General features: G+C 69.6%; 18 protein-coding genes. 3 read left to right on the forward strand and 15 right to left on the reverse strand.

Annotated features, from left to right (window positions below; translation table 11 throughout):
• Positions 1-20: 20 nt before the first annotated feature.
• From LR948_RS16835 to ruvC, 8 genes are all read right to left on the reverse strand, one after another.
• Entirely contained in the window at positions 21-1262 is a 1242-nt protein-coding gene (locus LR948_RS16835) for a cell envelope biogenesis protein TolA (protein ID WP_232755253.1), read from the reverse strand.
• A gap of 10 nt (positions 1263-1272) precedes the next feature.
• The gene (gene tolR, locus LR948_RS16840; protein WP_232755254.1) at positions 1273-1755 is read right to left on the reverse strand and encodes a protein TolR; all 483 of its coding nucleotides are present in this window, start codon (positions 1753-1755) and stop codon (positions 1273-1275) included.
• Between the two features lie 3 nt (positions 1756-1758).
• Positions 1759-2454: a protein TolQ gene (tolQ, locus tag LR948_RS16845; protein ID WP_232755255.1), complete on the reverse strand. Its 696-nt coding sequence runs from the start codon at positions 2452-2454 to the stop codon at positions 1759-1761.
• 116 nt (positions 2455-2570) lie between these two features.
• Positions 2571-2960: a tol-pal system-associated acyl-CoA thioesterase gene (gene ybgC / locus LR948_RS16850; protein WP_232755256.1), complete on the reverse strand. Its 390-nt coding sequence runs from the start codon at positions 2958-2960 to the stop codon at positions 2571-2573.
• Positions 2961-3024: 64 nt separating this feature from the next.
• Positions 3025-3663 (reverse strand): hypothetical protein, encoded by a 639-nt coding sequence (locus LR948_RS16855; protein ID WP_232755257.1) that lies wholly within the window; start codon positions 3661-3663, stop codon positions 3025-3027.
• A 584-nt stretch (positions 3664-4247) separates the two neighbouring features.
• Positions 4248-5273, reverse strand: a complete 1026-nt coding sequence (gene ruvB / locus LR948_RS16860; RefSeq protein WP_232755258.1) for a Holliday junction branch migration DNA helicase RuvB — start codon at positions 5271-5273, stop codon at positions 4248-4250.
• 4 nt (positions 5274-5277) lie between these two features.
• Positions 5278-5967 (reverse strand): Holliday junction branch migration protein RuvA, encoded by a 690-nt coding sequence (ruvA, locus tag LR948_RS16865; RefSeq protein WP_232755259.1) that lies wholly within the window; start codon positions 5965-5967, stop codon positions 5278-5280.
• Complete coding sequence (gene ruvC, locus LR948_RS16870; protein ID WP_232755260.1) at positions 5964-6512, reverse strand: crossover junction endodeoxyribonuclease RuvC; 549 nt, start codon at positions 6510-6512, stop codon at positions 5964-5966. Before ruvC ends, ruvA begins: the two co-directional genes overlap by 4 nt.
• Positions 6513-6752: 240 nt before the next feature.
• On the opposite strand from ruvC, the gene LR948_RS16875 reads away from it, so the two are divergent.
• Positions 6753-6965, forward strand: a complete 213-nt coding sequence (locus tag LR948_RS16875; protein WP_232755261.1) for a DUF1127 domain-containing protein — start codon at positions 6753-6755, stop codon at positions 6963-6965.
• Between the two features lie 189 nt (positions 6966-7154).
• On the opposite strand, the gene LR948_RS16880 is transcribed toward LR948_RS16875, so the two are convergent.
• The gene (locus LR948_RS16880) at positions 7155-7496 is read right to left on the reverse strand and encodes a hypothetical protein (protein ID WP_232755262.1); all 342 of its coding nucleotides are present in this window, start codon (positions 7494-7496) and stop codon (positions 7155-7157) included.
• 265 nt (positions 7497-7761) lie between these two features.
• Entirely contained in the window at positions 7762-8631 is an 870-nt protein-coding gene (locus LR948_RS16885) for a 50S ribosomal protein L11 methyltransferase (RefSeq protein WP_232755263.1), read from the reverse strand.
• Positions 8632-8729: 98 nt separating this feature from the next.
• Between LR948_RS16885 and LR948_RS16890 the strand changes: the two genes are divergently transcribed.
• On the forward strand, positions 8730-10325 hold the full coding sequence (locus LR948_RS16890) for a sodium:solute symporter (RefSeq protein ID WP_232755264.1): 1596 nt from the start codon (positions 8730-8732) through the stop codon (positions 10323-10325).
• A 90-nt stretch (positions 10326-10415) separates the two neighbouring features.
• Here the strand turns inward: LR948_RS16890 and LR948_RS16895 are convergent, their stop codons facing one another.
• The 5 genes from LR948_RS16895 to hemE form a co-directional block, all read right to left on the reverse strand.
• The gene (locus LR948_RS16895; RefSeq protein WP_232755265.1) at positions 10416-11645 is read right to left on the reverse strand and encodes an MFS transporter; all 1230 of its coding nucleotides are present in this window, start codon (positions 11643-11645) and stop codon (positions 10416-10418) included.
• A 146-nt stretch (positions 11646-11791) separates the two neighbouring features.
• Entirely contained in the window at positions 11792-12220 is a 429-nt protein-coding gene (locus LR948_RS16900; RefSeq protein ID WP_232755266.1) for a cupin domain-containing protein, read from the reverse strand.
• A gap of 263 nt (positions 12221-12483) precedes the next feature.
• Positions 12484-13245, reverse strand: a complete 762-nt coding sequence (locus LR948_RS16905; protein WP_232755267.1) for an ABC transporter permease — start codon at positions 13243-13245, stop codon at positions 12484-12486.
• On the reverse strand, positions 13242-14189 hold the full coding sequence (locus tag LR948_RS16910; RefSeq protein ID WP_232755268.1) for an ABC transporter ATP-binding protein: 948 nt from the start codon (positions 14187-14189) through the stop codon (positions 13242-13244). Before LR948_RS16910 ends, LR948_RS16905 begins: the two co-directional genes overlap by 4 nt.
• A gap of 743 nt (positions 14190-14932) precedes the next feature.
• Positions 14933-15964, reverse strand: a complete 1032-nt coding sequence (hemE, locus tag LR948_RS16915) for a uroporphyrinogen decarboxylase (RefSeq protein WP_232755269.1) — start codon at positions 15962-15964, stop codon at positions 14933-14935.
• 104 nt (positions 15965-16068) lie between these two features.
• Between hemE and hemC the strand changes: the two genes are divergently transcribed.
• A complete protein-coding gene (hemC, locus tag LR948_RS16920) occupies positions 16069-17025 on the forward strand; it encodes a hydroxymethylbilane synthase (RefSeq protein ID WP_232755270.1) in 957 nt (318 codons plus the stop codon).
• Positions 17026-17502: the final 477 nt, after the last annotated feature.

A 17502-nucleotide genomic window follows, 5' to 3' on the forward strand; every position in this document is an offset into this window, starting at 1 on the left:
CAAAGACGCGAGGCCGCCCATTACCGCAGCCTCATGCCGGAGGGGTCGAAGACCATCTCGATCTCGCGCCACTGGGCGTATTTCTCGACCGGCAGCGGGAAGCCGTCGCCCTGGCAGCGCAGGATCGCGCGGCGGGCGGCCTGGAAGGCGGTCTGCGCGGCCTGGCCGTCGCCGCCCGAGGCCTCGATCATGCGCAGCGAGTCGCTGACCACGCGGCCGCTTTCCTCCATGCGCATGCCGACGACCACGGTGACATTGGCGGCCTGGCTGCCGACGTCGACGACCCAGCATTGCTGCACGGCGACGCGCAGGGCGTCCTTCTCGCCGCCGGTGAGCGGCGGGCCGGTGGGCAGCGCGGGGTCGGGATCGGTGGTGCCGCCGCCGAGCGCCTCGGCCAGGGCATCCTCGACGCCCGAGGGGCTGGAGGTCTCGGGCTCCGGGGCGGGTTCGGGCTCCGGCGCGGGTTCGGGTTCGGGCTCCGGCTCGGGGGCCGGTTCCGGCTCCGGTTCGGGTGCGGGCTGCGGGTCCGGCTGCGGCTCGGGCTCGGGCGCGGGATCGGCCTCGGCCGTCTCGACCTCGGGCTCGGGCTCGCTGACCGGCGCGGGCCGGTTCGGACGGGTGCGCGGCCGCATCGAGGCATCGGGGGCGCGGGCGGGCTCCTCGGCCTCGGTCACGATCTCGGTCGAGGCCGCCTCGGGGGCGGTGGCCTCGCGCGCCTCGCTCTCCGAGGTCTCGGGCGCCTCGGCGTCCGGCGCGACGCTCTCCTGCGCCTCCTCGGCGATGGTGGTGTCGGGCTCGGGCGGGGCCACGGGCTCGGGCGCGACGCGCGGCGCGGGGTCCGGCGTCGGGGTCTCGGCGATCTCGGGGGCCGGCGTCTCGGGCGCCGGCGGGGTCATCTCGGGCGCGCCGTCGCTGACCTCGGCCTCGGGCGCGGGCGGCTCGGGGACGGGCGCGGGCGCCGTCTCGGGCGCGGGCTCGGGGGCCGGCGCGGGCTCGGGGCGCGACTGCGGGCTCGGCGCACGCTCGGGCGCGGGGCTCGGCGGCGGGGCCTCTCCGGTCTCGGGCGCGGGCGGCGCGGCGACGTCCTCGGCCGCCTCGGGCGGCTGCGAAGGCCGGCTCAGCGCGGCGAAATCCTCTTCGGAGAGGACCGCGACGTCCTGGAAGCGCACCGGGTCCGGGTTCGGCCGGAAGACCCCGCCGAACAGCACCCAGAGCACCAAAGCCAGATGCGCCGTACCCGAGATGACCTGACCCGTGTTCACGCGCCGCCCCTCAGTTCCCCGCCCTGTCGAGCCCCGGCCCGCCGATGTCGGTCACCAGACCGATCGAGCCGAAACCGCCGGCATTCAGCGCCCCCATGACCTGGGCCACCGTCTCGTAGGAGACCCCGCCGTCGGCGCGCAGGTAGACGCGGTCGTCGGCGCGCTCCTCGGCGATGGCGCGCAGCCGGCCGACCAACTCGTCGCGCGGCACCTCGGTGGTCTGGATGGTCACCCCGCCCTCGGCGTCGATGGTCACGGTCAGCGGCTCCTCGTTGTCCGAGGGCAGCGCCGTGGCCGCGGTCTTGGGCAGTTCCACCGGCACGCCCACGGTCAGCAGCGGGGCCGCGACCATGAAGATGATCAGCAGCACCAGCATCACGTCGACGAAGGGCGTGATGTTGATCTCGGACATCGGCTGGGCGCGGCCCGAGCGGCGCCGCCGCCTCCGGCTGCCGCCGCTTCCGCCACCCTGTTTCATGATCCCGCCGGCCATGGGTCAGCTGTCCAGCTGGCGCGACAGGATGGTCGAGAACTCGTCGGCGAAGGCCTCGTAGCCCGAGATCAGCCGCTCGGCATCGGCCGAGAGCTTGTTGTAGTAGATCACCGCCGGGATCGCCGCGAGCAGGCCCAGCCCGGTCGCGAGAAGCGCCTCGGCGATGCCCGGCGCCACCACCGCGAGGTTGGTGTTCTGCTGCTGGGCGATCTCGATGAAGGCATGCATGATGCCCCAGACCGTGCCGAAAAGCCCCACGAAGGGCGAGACCGAGCCGACCGTGGCCAGCACCCCGAGGCCGCCCTGCAGCTCTTCGGATTCCTTCTGGATGGCCACATCCATGGAGCGGTCGATCCGCGCCTGTGCCCCGGCGATCAGGTTGCCGTCGTCGCGGTGCGAGCGGCGCCATTCCATCATGCCCGCCGCGAAGACCCGCTCGGAGCGGCCCGAGGGGTCCATGCCGATCTTGTCGAACAATTCGTCGAGCGGTTCCCCCGACCAGAAGGCGCGGTCGAAGCGATCCGCCTCGCGCCGGGCGGCGCGGTAGGAGATCACCCGCTGGATGATGATCGACCAGGACCAGAAGCTGGCGATGATCAGCGCCAGCATGACCAGCTTCACCGTCAGGGTGGCCCGAGCGAAAAGCGCCCACATGGAGAAATCAATCTCCTGCGCCAGCGCGAGAGTTTCCGTTTCCATTAGCCTGCTCTTCTCTGCCGTGCGGCCTCTTGTCCGGGCCGCCTTTACAGGCAGGAATACGCCATGTCGCCTGTCGAGGCCAACACATTAGGGTGAAAGCAGGGCTTCGCCGCGCCTCAGTGCAGTTTTTGGCGGATATTCGCCGGCAGCCGCGCCGGGCCGCCCGCTTCGGTGACGCAGACCACCAGCACCTCGGCCTGGAACAGGAGCGTCTCGCCGCGCCAGACCTCCTGGTGCATGTTGAGCCGCGCCCCGCTGACCGAGGTCGTGGAGGTCCGCACCGTCAGTTCGTCGTCGAACTTCGCGGGCGCGAGGTAGTCGGCCTCGACCCGGCGGACGACGAAGACCACGCCGTCGCGCTCGCGCATGGCGTTCTGGTCGACGCCCAGCGCCCGCACCCAGTCCGAGCGCGCCCGTTCGATGTAGCGCAAGTAGTTGGCGTAATAGACGATGCCCGCCATGTCGGTGTCTTCGTAGTAGACCCGGATCGGGAAGCTGTGGTCCATGGGGCTCTCCTGGGCTTGGGGTCTGGCTTTTGCGCGTGTCGCGTTCCGGCTGGCGCGGGCGGTCTCAGCTCTGCGGCGGCTCGGCGCTCAGCCGGGCATGCAGGCGCAGCGCATGCGAGGCGTCCTGCGCCACCGCCGGCATCACCGGGTCGTAGGCGGCGCGGATCAGCCCCGCGATCTCGGGGCGCAGCACCACGCGGCCATCCTCGAGCCGTCCGAGCGGCGCGCGCTCGCGGAAGGCTTGGTCGGACCAGAGCAGGATCGACTGCGCCACCTGCGAGAGCGCCAGCGTCTCGGCCGGCACCTTCGAGAGCTCCGCATCCATGCGCAGGAAGATGAAACAGGCCCGGATCGCGCCTTCGGCGTCGAAGCGGAAGACCCGGTACTGGTTGGCCTCCGCTTCCTGCAGCCGGTCGAGGAGCGGGCCCAGCCCGTCGATCAGCCGGTCGAGATCGGGCACCTCACGCAGCTCCTCCCAGTCGCGCAGGAAGAAGACCATGGTGTTGGCGCCAAGTTCCGGGTCGGTCTCGGCCATCTGGTGGCCTGCGAGCGCGGTGACCGCCTCGAAGGCGCCCTTGACGGTCGAGAGGGTCTGGTCCTCGACCCCGAAGACGATCGGCGCGATGGGCCGCCCCCAGCGGGCGAAGAAATACTGCCCGTCGGTGCGGGTGAAGAGGGCTTCGATGTCCTGCAGGTCCAGCATGGGCGCGGGTGTGGCATCCCGGGAGGTCGGGGGCAAGTGGAAGTGGGGGTGGTTGGGGGGGTGCCATGGAGGGGCGCGCGGGGCAGTCCGGGGCGAATGGTGAGGTGATGATGCCGGAGAGCCGAAGTTCAAGACCCCAGGGCTGAAGCCCAAGACCGGAGACCTGAGACCTCTTCTTGCGCCCGAATAGCACCGAAGGTGCCGGGCGCGCGCCGGACCGGCCCCTTGGGCCGGCGCTCTTGTGGGTGGTGCGCCTACATCGTCGCTAGCCCTGACCTTGTAAGGATAAAGCGCATCGCTGAGAGGTCAGCAGCGCCGGCCCCCGGTCCGGCGCGCGCCCGCGCTGATCCGTTGCGTCAGGAGCGCCCTCACCGCTGCGTGGCATTGCCCGAGGTGGTTCTGGCTGCTGCGTTGCGCTGGTAGCACCTTCGCCGCTGTGTAGCATTGCGAGAGGGGGACCTGGCTGCTGCGTTGCACGAGGGGTGGTCTCTCGTTGCTCTGTTGCGCCAAGGGGCCGTCGTCGTTCGGCTGTGGTAGGCCTGCGGTCCGACAGCCAAAGCTGCCCCCCCCAGAGCCCCCACCCCCTACTCGAACAACTGCCCCTGCCCCGGCGCCTTTGGCGCGGGCAGGCCGAGATGCGCCCAGCCTTTACCCGCCAGCATCCGCCCGCGCGGGGTGCGGGCGATCAGGCCTTGTTGCAGGAGGTAAGGCTCGATCACCTCCTCGAGCGCGTCGCGCGCCTCGGAGAGCGCCGCGGCGATGGTCTCGATGCCCACCGGCCCGCCGGCGTAGTTCTCGGCGATCAGCCGCAGGTACCGCCGGTCCGCACCGTCGAGGCCCAGCCCGTCCACCCCGAGCCGGGTCAGCGCGTTGTCGGCCAGCTCCCGGGTGATCCTTCCGTCGCCCTCGACCACGGCGAAATCGACCACCCGGCGCAGGAGCCGCCCGGCGATCCGCGGCGTGCCGCGGGCGCGGCGGGCGATCTCGCGGGCGCCCTCGGCATCGGCGGCGACGCCGAGCTTCGAGGCGTTGCGGCTGACGATCACGTCGAGCTCCTCGACGCTGTAGAACTGCAGCCGCGTCGGGATGCCGAAGCGGTCGCGCAGCGGCGTGGTCAGAAGCCCGAGCCGCGTCGTCGCGCCGACCAGCGTGAAGGGCTGCAACTCGATGCGCACGGTGCGCGCTGCCGGGCCCTCGCCGATCACGAGGTCGAGCTCGTAATCCTCCATCGCCGGGTAGAGCACCTCTTCGACGACCGGGTTCAGCCGGTGGATTTCGTCGATGAACAGCACGTCGCGCGCCTCGAGGTTGGTCAGGATCGCCGCGAGGTCCCCGGCCTTGGCCAGGACCGGCCCCGAGGTCATGCGGAAGTTCACCCCCAGCTCGCGGGCCATGATCTGCGCCAGCGTCGTCTTGCCGAGGCCCGGCGGGCCGTGGAACAGCGTGTGGTCCATGGCCTCGCCGCGGGTCCGGGCGGATTGCAGGAAGACCCGCAGGTTGGCGCGGGCCTCGGCCTGGCCGACGAAATTCTCGAGCATCTGCGGGCGCAACGCGCGGTCGCGATCCTCGGGCGTGGTCTCGGCGCGCAGGAGAGGGTCGGGCTCGGTCATGTGCTCACTTCGGCGCCAGGAGCTTCAGCGCGGCGCGGATGAGCCCGCTGGTCCCGGCCTCGGGGTCGGCATGGGCGGCCTCGGCCACGGCGGAGGCCGCCTCGCCCGGGCCGTAGCCCAGGTTGGCCAGCGCCGAGAGCGCCTCGGCCTGGGCGGTGCGGCCGGCGTCGGCGGCGGCGGGCGGCGGGGCGGGACGTGGCGCGGGCGCCTCTCCGGGCAAATCCTCGAGCACCTCGGGTCCGGGCGCCGCGCCCGATCCACCGGCGCCGGCGGCGGCCCCCATGGCCATGACCACCGGGGCCTTGTCCTTCAGCTCGTTGACCACCCGCTGCGCGGTCTTGGGGCCGATGCCCTTGGCCGCCTTGATCGCGGTCCAGTCGCCCAGCGCGATGGCGCGGCTCACCCCGTCGGGGCCAAGCGCCCCGAGGATCGCCAGCGAGGCCTTGGCGCCGACGCCCTGCACGCTCATCAGGAGCCGGTGCCATTCCTTCTCGACAAGGCTCGGGAAGCCGAAGAGCTGCAGGATGTCCTCGCGGACCAGCAGGTCCGTAAAGAGCGCCGCCGCCTCGCCCGGCCCGCCGAGCCCGGCCAGCACCCGGTCGGAGCAGAAGACCACGTAGCCCACGCCGCGCACGTCGATCAGCACGTGATCGTCGGCCTTGTATTCGATGCGTCCCGCGATGCGCCCGATCATGCGGTGCCTCCCACCGTCTTGAGCCGGGGCGCGCGGTTGTAATGCGCGTGGCAGATGGCGATCGCCAGGGCGTCGGCGGCATCGGGCGATGTGATCTCGACCCCCGGGAGCTGCATCCGTACCATGTGGTCGACCTGCTGTTTCTGCGCGTGGCCGACGCCGACCACGGTCTTCTTGACCTTGTTCGGGGCGTATTCGCCGACCTCGAGCCCGGCCTGCGCGGGCACCAGAAGGGCGATGGCGCGGGCCTGGCCCAGCTTCAGCGTCGCCACGCCGTCCTTGTTCACGAAGGTCTGTTCCACCGCCGCCACCTCGGGGGCGTAGCGGGCCACGACTTCGGAGAGCTGGTGGTAGAGCGACAGGAGCCGCGGCGCCAGTTCGCCCGAGGATGTGTGGCAGGTGCCATTGGCGACATGGCGCAGACGCCCGCCCTCGGCGTCGATCACGCCCCAGCCGAGATTGCGCAACCCCGGATCGATTCCCAGAACTCTGACCAAAACTGCCCCGTTTGTCGTTTTCCTGCCGATAGCACGAAAGGCGAACATTCGCCAAGGCAGTTTGCGGGCGGAGGCGGAATCCGACGCTTTGCGCGGCAGCGGCGACACGGGGTCACGGCGCCGTGTTGACCGGCGCCGGAAAGCGACCTAACAGGCGCCGAAAGCGGCGTTTTTCCTCTGCACAAATATCATGCGTGCTATGCAATTTTCGCAGCTTGTGCAGTCATTTGCGCGTCCATAAATGCCGGCTGCGAACGCATCACCAACGCGCAATTCACAGGTCCGATCATGGCACTTATCGACACGCACAACCCGCTCCTCGGGCCTGCCAATCTGGCCGGCCGCATCGGTTCCCTTTTCGTCGTCGCCTCGCGCGCCGCATCCGACTGGAACGAGACCCGCGCCACCCGCAAGGCGCTCTCGGCGCTGACGGACCGCGAGCTCGACGACGTGGGCCTGACCCGCTTCGACATCGAGCGCGTCGCCCGCCGGGGCCGCTGAGCCCGCCCTCCCGGCAGGCCGCCAAGAGTTCGGGCTGTCACGACAGCCCGTAAAGGCCGCGTCCCTCCTCTCCCGGGGGCGCGGCCTTTCTGTATCTCGAGGGGGAAGAAATCCCGCGCCGCGCGCCACCCTTGGGCGGCCGCGCGGTCGGACTGCGATGTCCCGGACCGGCCCCGAGGGCCACGCGGCTCAGAACACCGTCTGGAGCATCTCCGCGGCCCGCGCGGTCAGCGGGTCGATCTGCATCAGGAAGGCCCCGGCGCGTTCGGTGGCATTGCCGGTCTCCAGCGCCTCGACATGGGCGGCATAGGCCTCGGTCCCAAGCGCGCTGACCAGCCCGACCTTGGCGCCGAGCCCCAGAACGATCAGGAACAGCCCGAGCTTCAAGGGCCAGCGCCGTCCCCGGCGCGCGGGCTTGTGCTCGAACAGCCCGTTGCTGTTCATGCGGGTCACATATCCTTCGGCCAGGCGGCGATGCTTGCGCTCGACCTGTTTCTGCCGGCGAAGAAAGGCTTTGTGGGCAGATTCCATCGGCGCCCTCGCTTTCTGTCACAAGCCCCCACTCGTGATCGGAGCGAGGCTAGGCGGGCAATCGGGCGAAATTTCGGCCAATTTGCGGGATATTCGCGGGATCACGGCGGCAGTCGCGCGGGTCGCGCGCGGGGGTGACGAGCGGAGATGCAGGTTGGCGGCGGCGGGATATGGCGCCCGTGCCGCCCCCGTCGGTGTCGCCTGCGCCCGGCCTCTCGGACCGCCAGACGCCCCTGCCCTAGAGCCGAACCGCCAAGCGCCGCCCTCAGCCCCGGCGCAGCGTCAGCGTCGCCCAGTCGCCGATCTCTTCGCGGTGTTCCAGAGTGAAGCCCGCGCCCTCGTAGACGGCCTGCACCTCGTCGGCCTGGTGCACCAGGATGCCCGAGAGCACCGCATGCCCGCCCTGAGCCGTGCTGGCGGCCATGGAGGGGGCCAGGTCGATCAGCGGCGCCATGAGGATATTGGCGAAGACCAGGTCATAGGGCGCGGCCGAAGCGATCTCAGGGTGGTCGAAGCCCGTCGCCTCGATGCAGCGCACCCGGCCCTCGAGCGCATTGGCCCGGACGTTGGCCTCGGCGACCTCGACCGCCACCGCGTCGATGTCCGAGGCCAGCACCTCCTCGGGCCAGATCCGCGCGGCGGCCATGGCCAGCACCGCCGTGCCGCAGCCCACGTCGATCACCCGGGACTTGCGCGCCCCGCCCTCGATCAGCCGGTCGAGCGCGCGCAGGCAGCCCAGCGTGGTGCCGTGATGGCCGGTGCCGAAGGCCATGGCGGCCTCGATCAGGAGCGGCTCGGCATCCTCGGGCACCTTGTCGGCGTCATGGCTGCCGTAGACGAAGAAGCGCCCGGCGGCGACGGGCATCAGCTCGCGGCGCACCTTGGCGACCCAGTCGGTCTCGGGCAGTTCGGAGACCACGAAGGGCTGTGCCCCATGCGCGGCGGCCAGAAGCGCCAGTTCGACCTCGGGCGGGGCCGCCTCGAAATAGCCGCCGACCTCCCAGCGGCCCGAGCCGTCCTCGATCTCGAAGACGCCGACGCCGGTGGGCGCGGGGTCGAGATCCTCCAGCGCCTCGCCCAGGGCTTCGCCCTGGTCCTTGCCGTCAAGCGTGGTGAATGCGGTGAAGGTGGGCATCGCGGAGCCTTTCGGGCGGGGTCAAGCGAAAAGATGCGGGAACAAGTCAGCTTTACCGCGGTTCCCGCCATTATGGATCATTCAGCAGGGGTTCTTCCATGGAAGGCACAGCGCCGCAAGCCGTCCAATCCGCGATCACCGGGCTCGATCTCTGGGTGCTCGGCGCTTATTTCCTGGTGGTCATCGGCATCGGCGTCTGGGTCTCGCGCGGCACCAAGAGCGGCGAGGACCTCTTCCTGGCCGGGCGGACGCTGACCTGGGGCATCGTCGGCTTCTCGCTCTTTGCCTCGAACATCTCTTCGACCACGCTGATCGGCCTGACCGGGGCGGCCTATACCACCGGCATCGCCACCTCGGCCTATGAATGGATGGCGGGCATCCCGCTCATCCTCCTGGCCTTTGTCTTCGCGCCGCTCTTCTTCAAGAGCCGGGTGACGACCATCCCCGAATGGCTGGAACGCCGCTTCGACCGGCGCGCGCGGCTCTATTTCTCGGCCGTGACGATCCTCTTGACGGTGATCGTCGACACCGCCGGCGGCCTTTACGCCGGCGCCGTGGTGGTGAAGACCTTCTTCCCCGAGGTGCCGATCTGGATCACCTGCGTCGGCATCGGGCTCTTCGCGGGCATCTACACCGCCTCGGGCGGGCTGAAGGCGGTGGTCTATACCGACGTGCTTCAGGCCGTGGTGCTGATCTTCGGCTGCGCGGCGATGACCTACTTCCTGTTCTCCGACCTCGGCTTCTCCTGGGCGCAGGTGCGCGAGGCGATCCCCTCGGAGGACCACCTGAGCCTGGTGCAGCCGCGCGACGACGAGGTGCTGCCCTGGACCGGCCTGTTCTTCGGCGTGCCGCTCCTGGGCTTCTGGTACTGGGTCACCAACCAGTACATCGTGCAGCGCGTGCTGGGCGCGCGCGACCTGCGCGAGGCCCAGCGCGGCGCGATCCTCGGAGGCTTCCTGAAGATCATCCCGATGTTCATCATGGTGCTGCCGGGCGCCATGGCGCTGGCGGTGATCCCCGACCTCGAGAACGCCGACATGGTCTTCCCGACGATCACCACCACGATCCTGCCCGCGGGCCTCACCGGGCTGGTGCTGGCCGGGCTGATCGCGGCGATCATGTCGAGCGTGGATTCGACGCTGAACTCCTCCTCGACGCTGATCAGCCACGACTTCCTCGACATCGGCGGCAAGGATCCCGACGAGCAGCGCCGCATCGGCACGATCACCACGCTGATCCTGATGGTGATCGCGATCCTCTGGGCGCCCTTCATCGACGACATGGGCGGGCTTTGGGACTACCTGCAGCAGGCCTTCTCGATCCTTGTGCCGCCAATCGTGGCGATCTTCCTGCTGGGCGCGCTCTGGAAGGCGGGTACCGGGGATGCGGCGGTGATCACCCTGGCCGCCGGGCATGCGATCTCGGTGGGGTTCTTCGTGGCCTCGCAGTTCGGCGTCTGGCCACTGCATTACACCGCGAATGTGGGCCTGATGACGGTGATCTCCTGCGTGATCTTCTTCGTCACCAGCCGCGCCGGACGGCCGCGCACCGACCCTGAGCTTTCCGAGGTCACCTGGTCGCCCGACATGGCCTTCGAGGCGCTCTCGGACGACGCGCCGCTCTGGAAGAACATCCGGCTCTGGGCGGTGCTGCTGGTCCTGGCGATGCTGGGCATCCTAATCGGCTTCTGGTGAGGTTTTCGGGGCTGGCGGCGCGGGTGGTGGCCCGGCTGCCCTGAGCCCCGCCTCACTGTGGGGGTTGGCCCCGCCGCCTCTCGCCCCGCCTCACTCCGCCGGCGCGGGCATCACGCGGGCGAAGATCGTCTCGTTGCCCGGCTCGGGATGGCGCGGGATCAGGAGCGCGAGGCAAAGCGAGGTCACCGCCATGCCCGCGGCCAGCGTGAAGACCGCCTCGGGCGAGACCAGCCAGAGATAGCCCAGAAGCGCCGGCAGGAAGACCGCCGCGATATGGTTGATCGTGAAGGCCACCGCCGCCGTGGGCGCGATGTCGCCCGGGTCCGCGATCTTCTGGAAATAGGTTTTCAGCGCCAGGGCCAGGGCGAAGAAGATATGGTCCACCACGTAGAGCACGGCGGCCAGCACCACGCCCCAGCCGAACCAGTAGAGCCCGCCGTAGGCCAGGAAGACCACCGTCAGCCCGACGTATTCGAAGACCAGCGCGTTGCGTTCGCCGAAATGGCCCACCGCCCGGCCCATGAGCGGCGCGAAGATCATGTTCGCCACCAGGTTCACCAGGAAGAGCGCCGTGACCTCGTGCACCTCGAAGCCGAATTTCTCGACCATCATGAAGCCCGCGAAGACCACGAAGATCTGCCGCCGCGCGCCGGACATGAACTGCAGCGCGTAATAGAGCCAGTAGCGCCTCCGCAGGATGAACTTCTTGACCTGCGGATTGGGGGCCTCGAACTGCGGGAAGGCCAGCCAGCAATAGGCCACGATCACCAGCGTCAGCCCGCCCGAGACCATGTAGACGAAGGCATAGGACAGATCGAAGGCGCGCCAGGTCATGACGATCGCCACATAGGCCACCAGCGTCGCCGCCGAGGCCGCCGCCACCAGGAGCCCCAGCACCCGGGGCGCCTCGGCCTTGGGCAGCCATTGCAGCTGCAGCGACTGGTTCACCGTCTCGTAGTAGTGAAACCCGATCGAGGACAGCATGGTCACCGTCAGGATGCCGCCCATGGTCGGGAAATAGGCGGTGATCGCCGTCGCCGCGCCCAGCAGCGCCAGCGAGACCAGCGCCAGCACCTGTTCGCGCATGAAGATGATCACCGCGATCACCCCCACGGCAAGGAAGCCCGGGATCTCGCGGACGGTGTGCAGCCAGCCGATGTCCGAGCCGTCGAACTCCGCCGCGGCGATCACCCAGTTGTTGAGCAGCGCCGACCAGGTCGCGAAGCTCAGCGGCATCGCGATGGCCATGAGGAACAGCAATGTCACGGGGCGGCGCCAGAAGGGAAGGCTGCGTGCCTCGGCTAGGGGCAGGATCTGCATGCCTTCGCGTTAGCCGCTTTTCCCGCCCTTGGCGAGGATAAAGCGGCTTTGCGCGGGTGGGCGGTGTCCCGGGGGACGGGCGGCGGTCGAGGGGATGCGAAGGGCGACCCCGGCCAGAGGTCGCGCCATGCCGTCCGCTCCGGGCCTCAGCCCCGGAAGCGGTAGTCGACCTCGGAGAAGCGGTCCTTCGGGAAGCCGTAGAGGAACCGCAGCCCCTCGGTGCCGGCGATGGTCTCGTGCTCGGCCTCGGCGGGGATGAAGATCGCCACGCCGGGGGTGATCTCATGGGCGCGGCCGTCGATGGTCACGACGCCCTGCCCCGCGAGGCCGAAGTAGAACTCCGCCGGGCCGTGGCGATGGGCGAGAAGCGTGCCGCCCGGGCCGAACTCGGCCACCCCCAGCGTCATGCCCGCCGTCGCCGTGCGGTCGGCCGAGAAGAGCGTGCGCCACCGGACCGTGCCGAAGGCCGGATCCTCGCCGCCCTCGAGCGGCGCGCAGTCGGCATTGGCCACCACCGGCAGGGCGGTGAGATAGGCTTCGGCGATCCCGCCGGTCATCTGCTCGAATACGTCCATGCGCCCAACCTCCTGACGCAGGTCACCTCAGGGCGCAGGTTGCACGTTTTTTGGGCATCGCGTCTGTCTTGGCCGCGACCGCGACATGTCGGTTTCAAGCCGTTTCGGGCCAGAAGCGTGCCCTTTTGGCGCATCGGGGCGCGTTTCGGCCCCTTGGTCCGGGGCACAAAGCGGTGCCACTTCGACACAGCGGAGCGCGGCTCGGCCCTTCAGTCCGGGACCAAAAGCCTGCCCCGTCGCCGCACCAGCGCGCGGCTCACCCCTCAGCTGCGGATCTTCCAGCCGGTCTTGAAGATCCACCAGACCGCCGAGACGCAGGCCAGGGTGAAGCCGCCGATGGCCAGAAGGCTCACCCCCACCGGCACATCGGCCATGCCGAAGAAGGCCCAGCGGAAGCCCGAGACAAGGTAGACCACCGGGTTGAAGAGCGCGACGGTCTGCCAGGCTTCGGGCAGCATATTGATCGAGTAGAACGACCCGCCGAGGAAGACAAGCGGCGTCACCACCAGCAGCGGCACCAGCTGCAGCTGTTCGAAGTTGCCCGCCCAGATCCCGATGATGAAGCCGAAGAGCGCGAAGCTGATGCAGGTCAGAAGCAGGAAGGCGATCATCGCCGGCCAGTTCTGGATCTGCAGCTCGACGAAGAACGAGGCGGTGATCAGGATCATCAACCCGATGAACAGCGCCTTGGTCGCCGCCGCGCCGACGTAGCCCAGGATCACCTCGAGGAAGCTGACAGGTGCCGAGAGCAGCTCGTAGATCGTGCCGATGAACTTCGGGAAGTAGATCCCGAAAGAGGCGTTTGACAGCGCCTGGGTCATCACCGTCAGCATGATCAGCCCGGGCACGATGAAGGCGCCGTAGGAGACGCCCTCGACCTCGTCGATGCGGCTGCCGATGGCGGCGCCGAAGACCACGAAATACAGCGAGGTCGAGATCACCGGAGAGATGATCGACTGCAGGAAGGTGCGCACGAAACGCGCCATCTCGGCGCGGTAGATCGCCTTGACCGCCAACCAGTTCATGCCGCGTCTCCTTCTGCGTTGTCGCGCTGGTGCACGAGGCCGACGAAGATGTCCTCGAGCGAGCTCTGGCTGGTCTCGACATCGGCGATGGTGACCCCGGCCTCGGTCAGCGCGGCGATCATCCGGGCGATGCCGGTGCGCTCGGCCCGGGTGTCGTAGCTGTAGATCAGCGCCTGGCCTTCGTCCTCGAGCCGCAGGTCGTAGTCCGAGAGATCCGCGGGGATCGCGCCGAGCGGTTCATTGAGCGAGATCCGCATCTCCTTGCGCCCGAGCCGGGCCATGAGCGCGTCGGTCTCCTCGACCAGCAGGAGCTCGCCCTTGGAGATCACCCCGATCCGGTCGGCCATGGCCTCGGCCTCTTCGATGTAATGGGTGGTCAAAATGATGGTGACGCCGGTTTCCTTGAGCGCGGCGACGATCTCCCACATGTCGCGGCGCAGTTCCACGTCGACGCCGGCGGTGGGCTCGTCGAGGAACAGCACCTTGGGGTCGTGGCTCAGCGCCTTGGCGATCAGCACCCGGCGCTTCATCCCGCCCGAGAGCTCCTGGATCTGGTTGTCCTTCTTGTCGAAGAGCGACAGCCGCTTGAGAAGGTCCTCGAGGTAGGCGTCGTCGGGCGCCGCGCCGAAGAGCCCGCGCGAGAAGCGCGCCGCGTTCCAGACCGTCTCGAAGGGTTCGAGCGTCAGCTCCTGCGGCACCAGCCCGATCATCGCCCGGGCCTTGCGGAAGGCGCGCACGACGTCGTGGCCGCCGACGTGGATGCTGCCGCCGGTCGGCATGGTGATGCCGCAGATCGCCGAGATCAGCGTGGTCTTGCCCGCGCCGTTGGGCCCGAGAAGCGCGAGGATCTCGCCCTCGCGGATGTCGAGGCTCACGCCCTTGAGGGCCTGGAACCCGCCCTTGTAGGTCTTTTCGACCCCGTCGATCTGGACCATCGCGGTCATGCCGGCCTCCGCCTGTCTGTTCGTGCGCGCAAGCTAGGGATGCCGGGGCCCCGGGGCAATGTGCGAATGCGCAGGGGGGCGTCGCGGGGGGGCGCGGGGGTTGGAGGGTGTGGCACGGAGCCGTGGGGCTTGGCGCGCGGGGCACCTTGGACGCTGAGCCCGGGAAGCGCGAAGGGCGAGGCGTTTTGCGTGCTAATCGAAGCCTCCAGAGCTTCTGGCATTGCCCGCCGGGCAGAGGAACAACCTTCCCAAAAAGACCCCAGCCCCCTCTCACCCCGCACACCAGAGGGCGCGCGCCGGACCGGGGGCCGGCGCTGCCGACCTCTGAGTAAAGCGCTTTATGGCAGCAAGGTCAGGGCTAGGGGTGATTTCTGCGCTTCGCCCACAAGAGCGCCGGCCCAAGGGGCCGGTCCGGCGCGCGCCCGGCATCTTCGATGCTATTCGGGCGCAAGGAGGGGCTATTCAAAACGACCCGGCCCGCGTCACACCACGGCGGTGGGCCGGTTCTCATCTTCCGCGAGGTGCGGAGGCACGGCCCGCGACACACCCACGGCGGAGGGCCCGGTCGTCGTCATCCGCGAGGCGGGGAGGCCCGGCCCGCGTCATACACAGGGAAGAGGGCCCGGCCCTCGTGAGACGCACGGCGGCGAGGCCCAGTCCTCGTGATACGCTCGGCGGGAACCCCGGCCCGCCTCCCGGGCACCAAGGGGAGACCCGGCCCAACCCCGGCCGCCCAAGCCCCCTCAGCCCATCGACCGCACGGTCTCGATCATCAGCGCCACGTTCTCGGGGTCGGCGTCGGGGGTGATCCCATGACCGAGGTTGAAGATATGCGGCCCGCCGCGCAGCGCCTCGACGATGGCGCGGGTCTCGCGCACCAGGTCCTCGCCGCCGGTGACCATATGCGACGACGCGAGGTTGCCCTGGACGCAGCCCGCGGGCTGGACGTGTTCGGCCACCCAGGCCGCGCTCACGCTGTCGTCCACAGCCACGCAATCGGCCCCGGTCGCGCCATGGAAGCCCACGTATTTCTCCCCGGCCTGGCGCGGGAAGGCGATGACCGGCACGCCGGGGTGGCGGCGCTTCAGGGCCTCGGTGATGATCCGCGCGGGCTCCACCACGTAGCGGTCGAAATCCTCGCCCTTGAGCGAGCCCGCCCAGCTGTCGAAGATCTTCACCGCCTCGGCGCCCGCGTCGATCTGGCGCGAGAGATATTCGATCGTGCCCTCGGTGATCTTGCCCAGGAGCTGCTCGAAGACCTCGCGGTTCCCGTCCTTGAGCGCATGCGCCGGGCCCTGGTCCGGGGTGCCGCGCCCGGCGATCATATAGGTCGCCACGGTCCAGGGCGCGCCGGCGAAGCCGATCAGGGTGGTCTCCGAGGGCAGCTCGCGCGAGAGGATCTTCACCGTCTCGTAGACCGGCGAGAGCGTGTCGTCGATCGCATGCACCGGCTTCAGCGCGCGGAAGTCCTCGGCGCTGGTCACGGTGGAGAGCCGCGGGCCCTCGCCTTTCACGAACCACAGGTCCAGCCCCAGCGCCTGGGGCAGCAGCAGGATGTCGGCAAAAAGGATCGCCGCGTCGAAGCCGTAGCGGCGGATCGGCTGCAGCGTGACCTCGGCGGCCAGCTCGGGGTTGTAGCAGAGCGACAGGAAGTCGCCCGCCTGTTCCCGCGTGGCGCGGTATTCCGGCAGATAGCGGCCGGCCTGGCGCATCATCCAGATCGGCGGCACCGCCTGGGTTTCGCCCGCGAGTGCCCTGAGGATCGTCTTGGTCATCTCCGCTCCTGCCTGTTTGTCCTGCGGTCCAACCCGTGTCCCTTGCCCGGAAACCGCTGTCAAGTTCGCTTGTCACCCCGGATCGGCCCGCGTAATCAGGGGCCATGACCAGCCCACTCCCCTCCCCCGACGCGCCCCTGAAGATCGGCACCCGCGGCTCGCCGCTGGCGCTGGCCCAGGCCAACGAGACCCGAGACCGGCTGGCGGCGGCCTTCGACCTGCCGCACGAAGCCTTCCAGGTGGTGGTGATCAAGACCACCGGCGACCGGATCATCGACCGCCCGCTGAAGGAGATCGGCGGCAAGGGGCTCTTCACCCGCGAGATCGAACAGGCGCTGACGCTGGGCGAGATCGACATCGCCGTGCATTCGATGAAGGACATGCCGACGCTGCAGCCCGAGGGGCTGGTGCTCGACACCTACCTGCCGCGCGAGGATCCGCGCGACGCCTTCATCTCGCCGGAGTTCGCCTCGATCGCGGAGCTGCCCGAGGGCGTCACCGTCGGCACCTCGAGCCTGCGCCGCCGCGCCCAGCTCCTGGTGCGCCGGCCCGACCTCGAGGTGGTGGAGTTCCGCGGCAACCTGCAGACCCGTCTGCGCAAGCTCGACGACGGGGTGGCGCGGGCGACCTTCCTGGCGCGGGCCGGGCTCAACCGGCTCGGCATGTCCGAGGTGCCGCAGCACCCGATCGAGGTCGGCGACATGCTGCCCGCCATCGCCCAGGGCGCCATCGGCATCGAGCGCCGCGAGGACGATACCCGGGTGGCCGAGATGCTGGCCCCGATCCACCATCCCCAGACCGCCGATCAACTGGCCGCCGAACGCGCCTTCCTGGCCGCGCTCGACGGCTCCTGCGAGACCCCGATCGCGGGGCTGGCGGTGCTCGACGGCGACCGGCTGCACCTGACCGGAGAGGTCCTGCGCCCCGACGGCTCCGAGGCGCATTCCGGCACCCGCGAAGGCCCGATCTCCGAGGGCGCCGCCATGGGCCGCGACCTCGCAAGGGAGCTCTTGGAGCGGGCGGGGCCGGATTTCTTCGACTGGATTGATGCGGTGGTGTGAGGCGATTGGTGGGGTGAGGCCTCGGGTTGGGTGAGGCGCCTGCCGGAGGCGAGTCTTCGGGGGCGGTGAGCCGGCTGGCGGGGTCACCCCTCTGTCGGCCTGAGGTCTGATACCGGTGGGTCCGTCCGGGTCGCCTTGCGGCAGTGAGCGCATCAGCCCGGCGGTTTGCACTGGTCCCAACGGACGTCCTATGCCGCCCGGACACGTCCCTGAGCATCGGATCGTGCCCTCCAACGCAGACCACCCCGCACAGCCCACTGTCCCGAAGCGCCCACGCCCTCACAACCTCTCGCAACAAAGGGCGCGCGCCGGACCGGGGGCCGGCGCTGCCGACCTCTGAGCTGCGCACTTTATCCCAGCAAGGTCAGGACTAGCGGCGATCTTTGCACACCATTCACAGGAGCGCCGGCCCAAGGGGCCGGTCCGGCGCGCGCCCGGCATCTTCGATGCTATTCGGGCGCAAGAGGGCGCTGGCTG

This window comes from Roseivivax sp. GX 12232 (assembly GCF_021272185.1).
Taxonomy (GTDB): Bacteria; Pseudomonadota; Alphaproteobacteria; order Rhodobacterales; family Rhodobacteraceae; genus Roseivivax.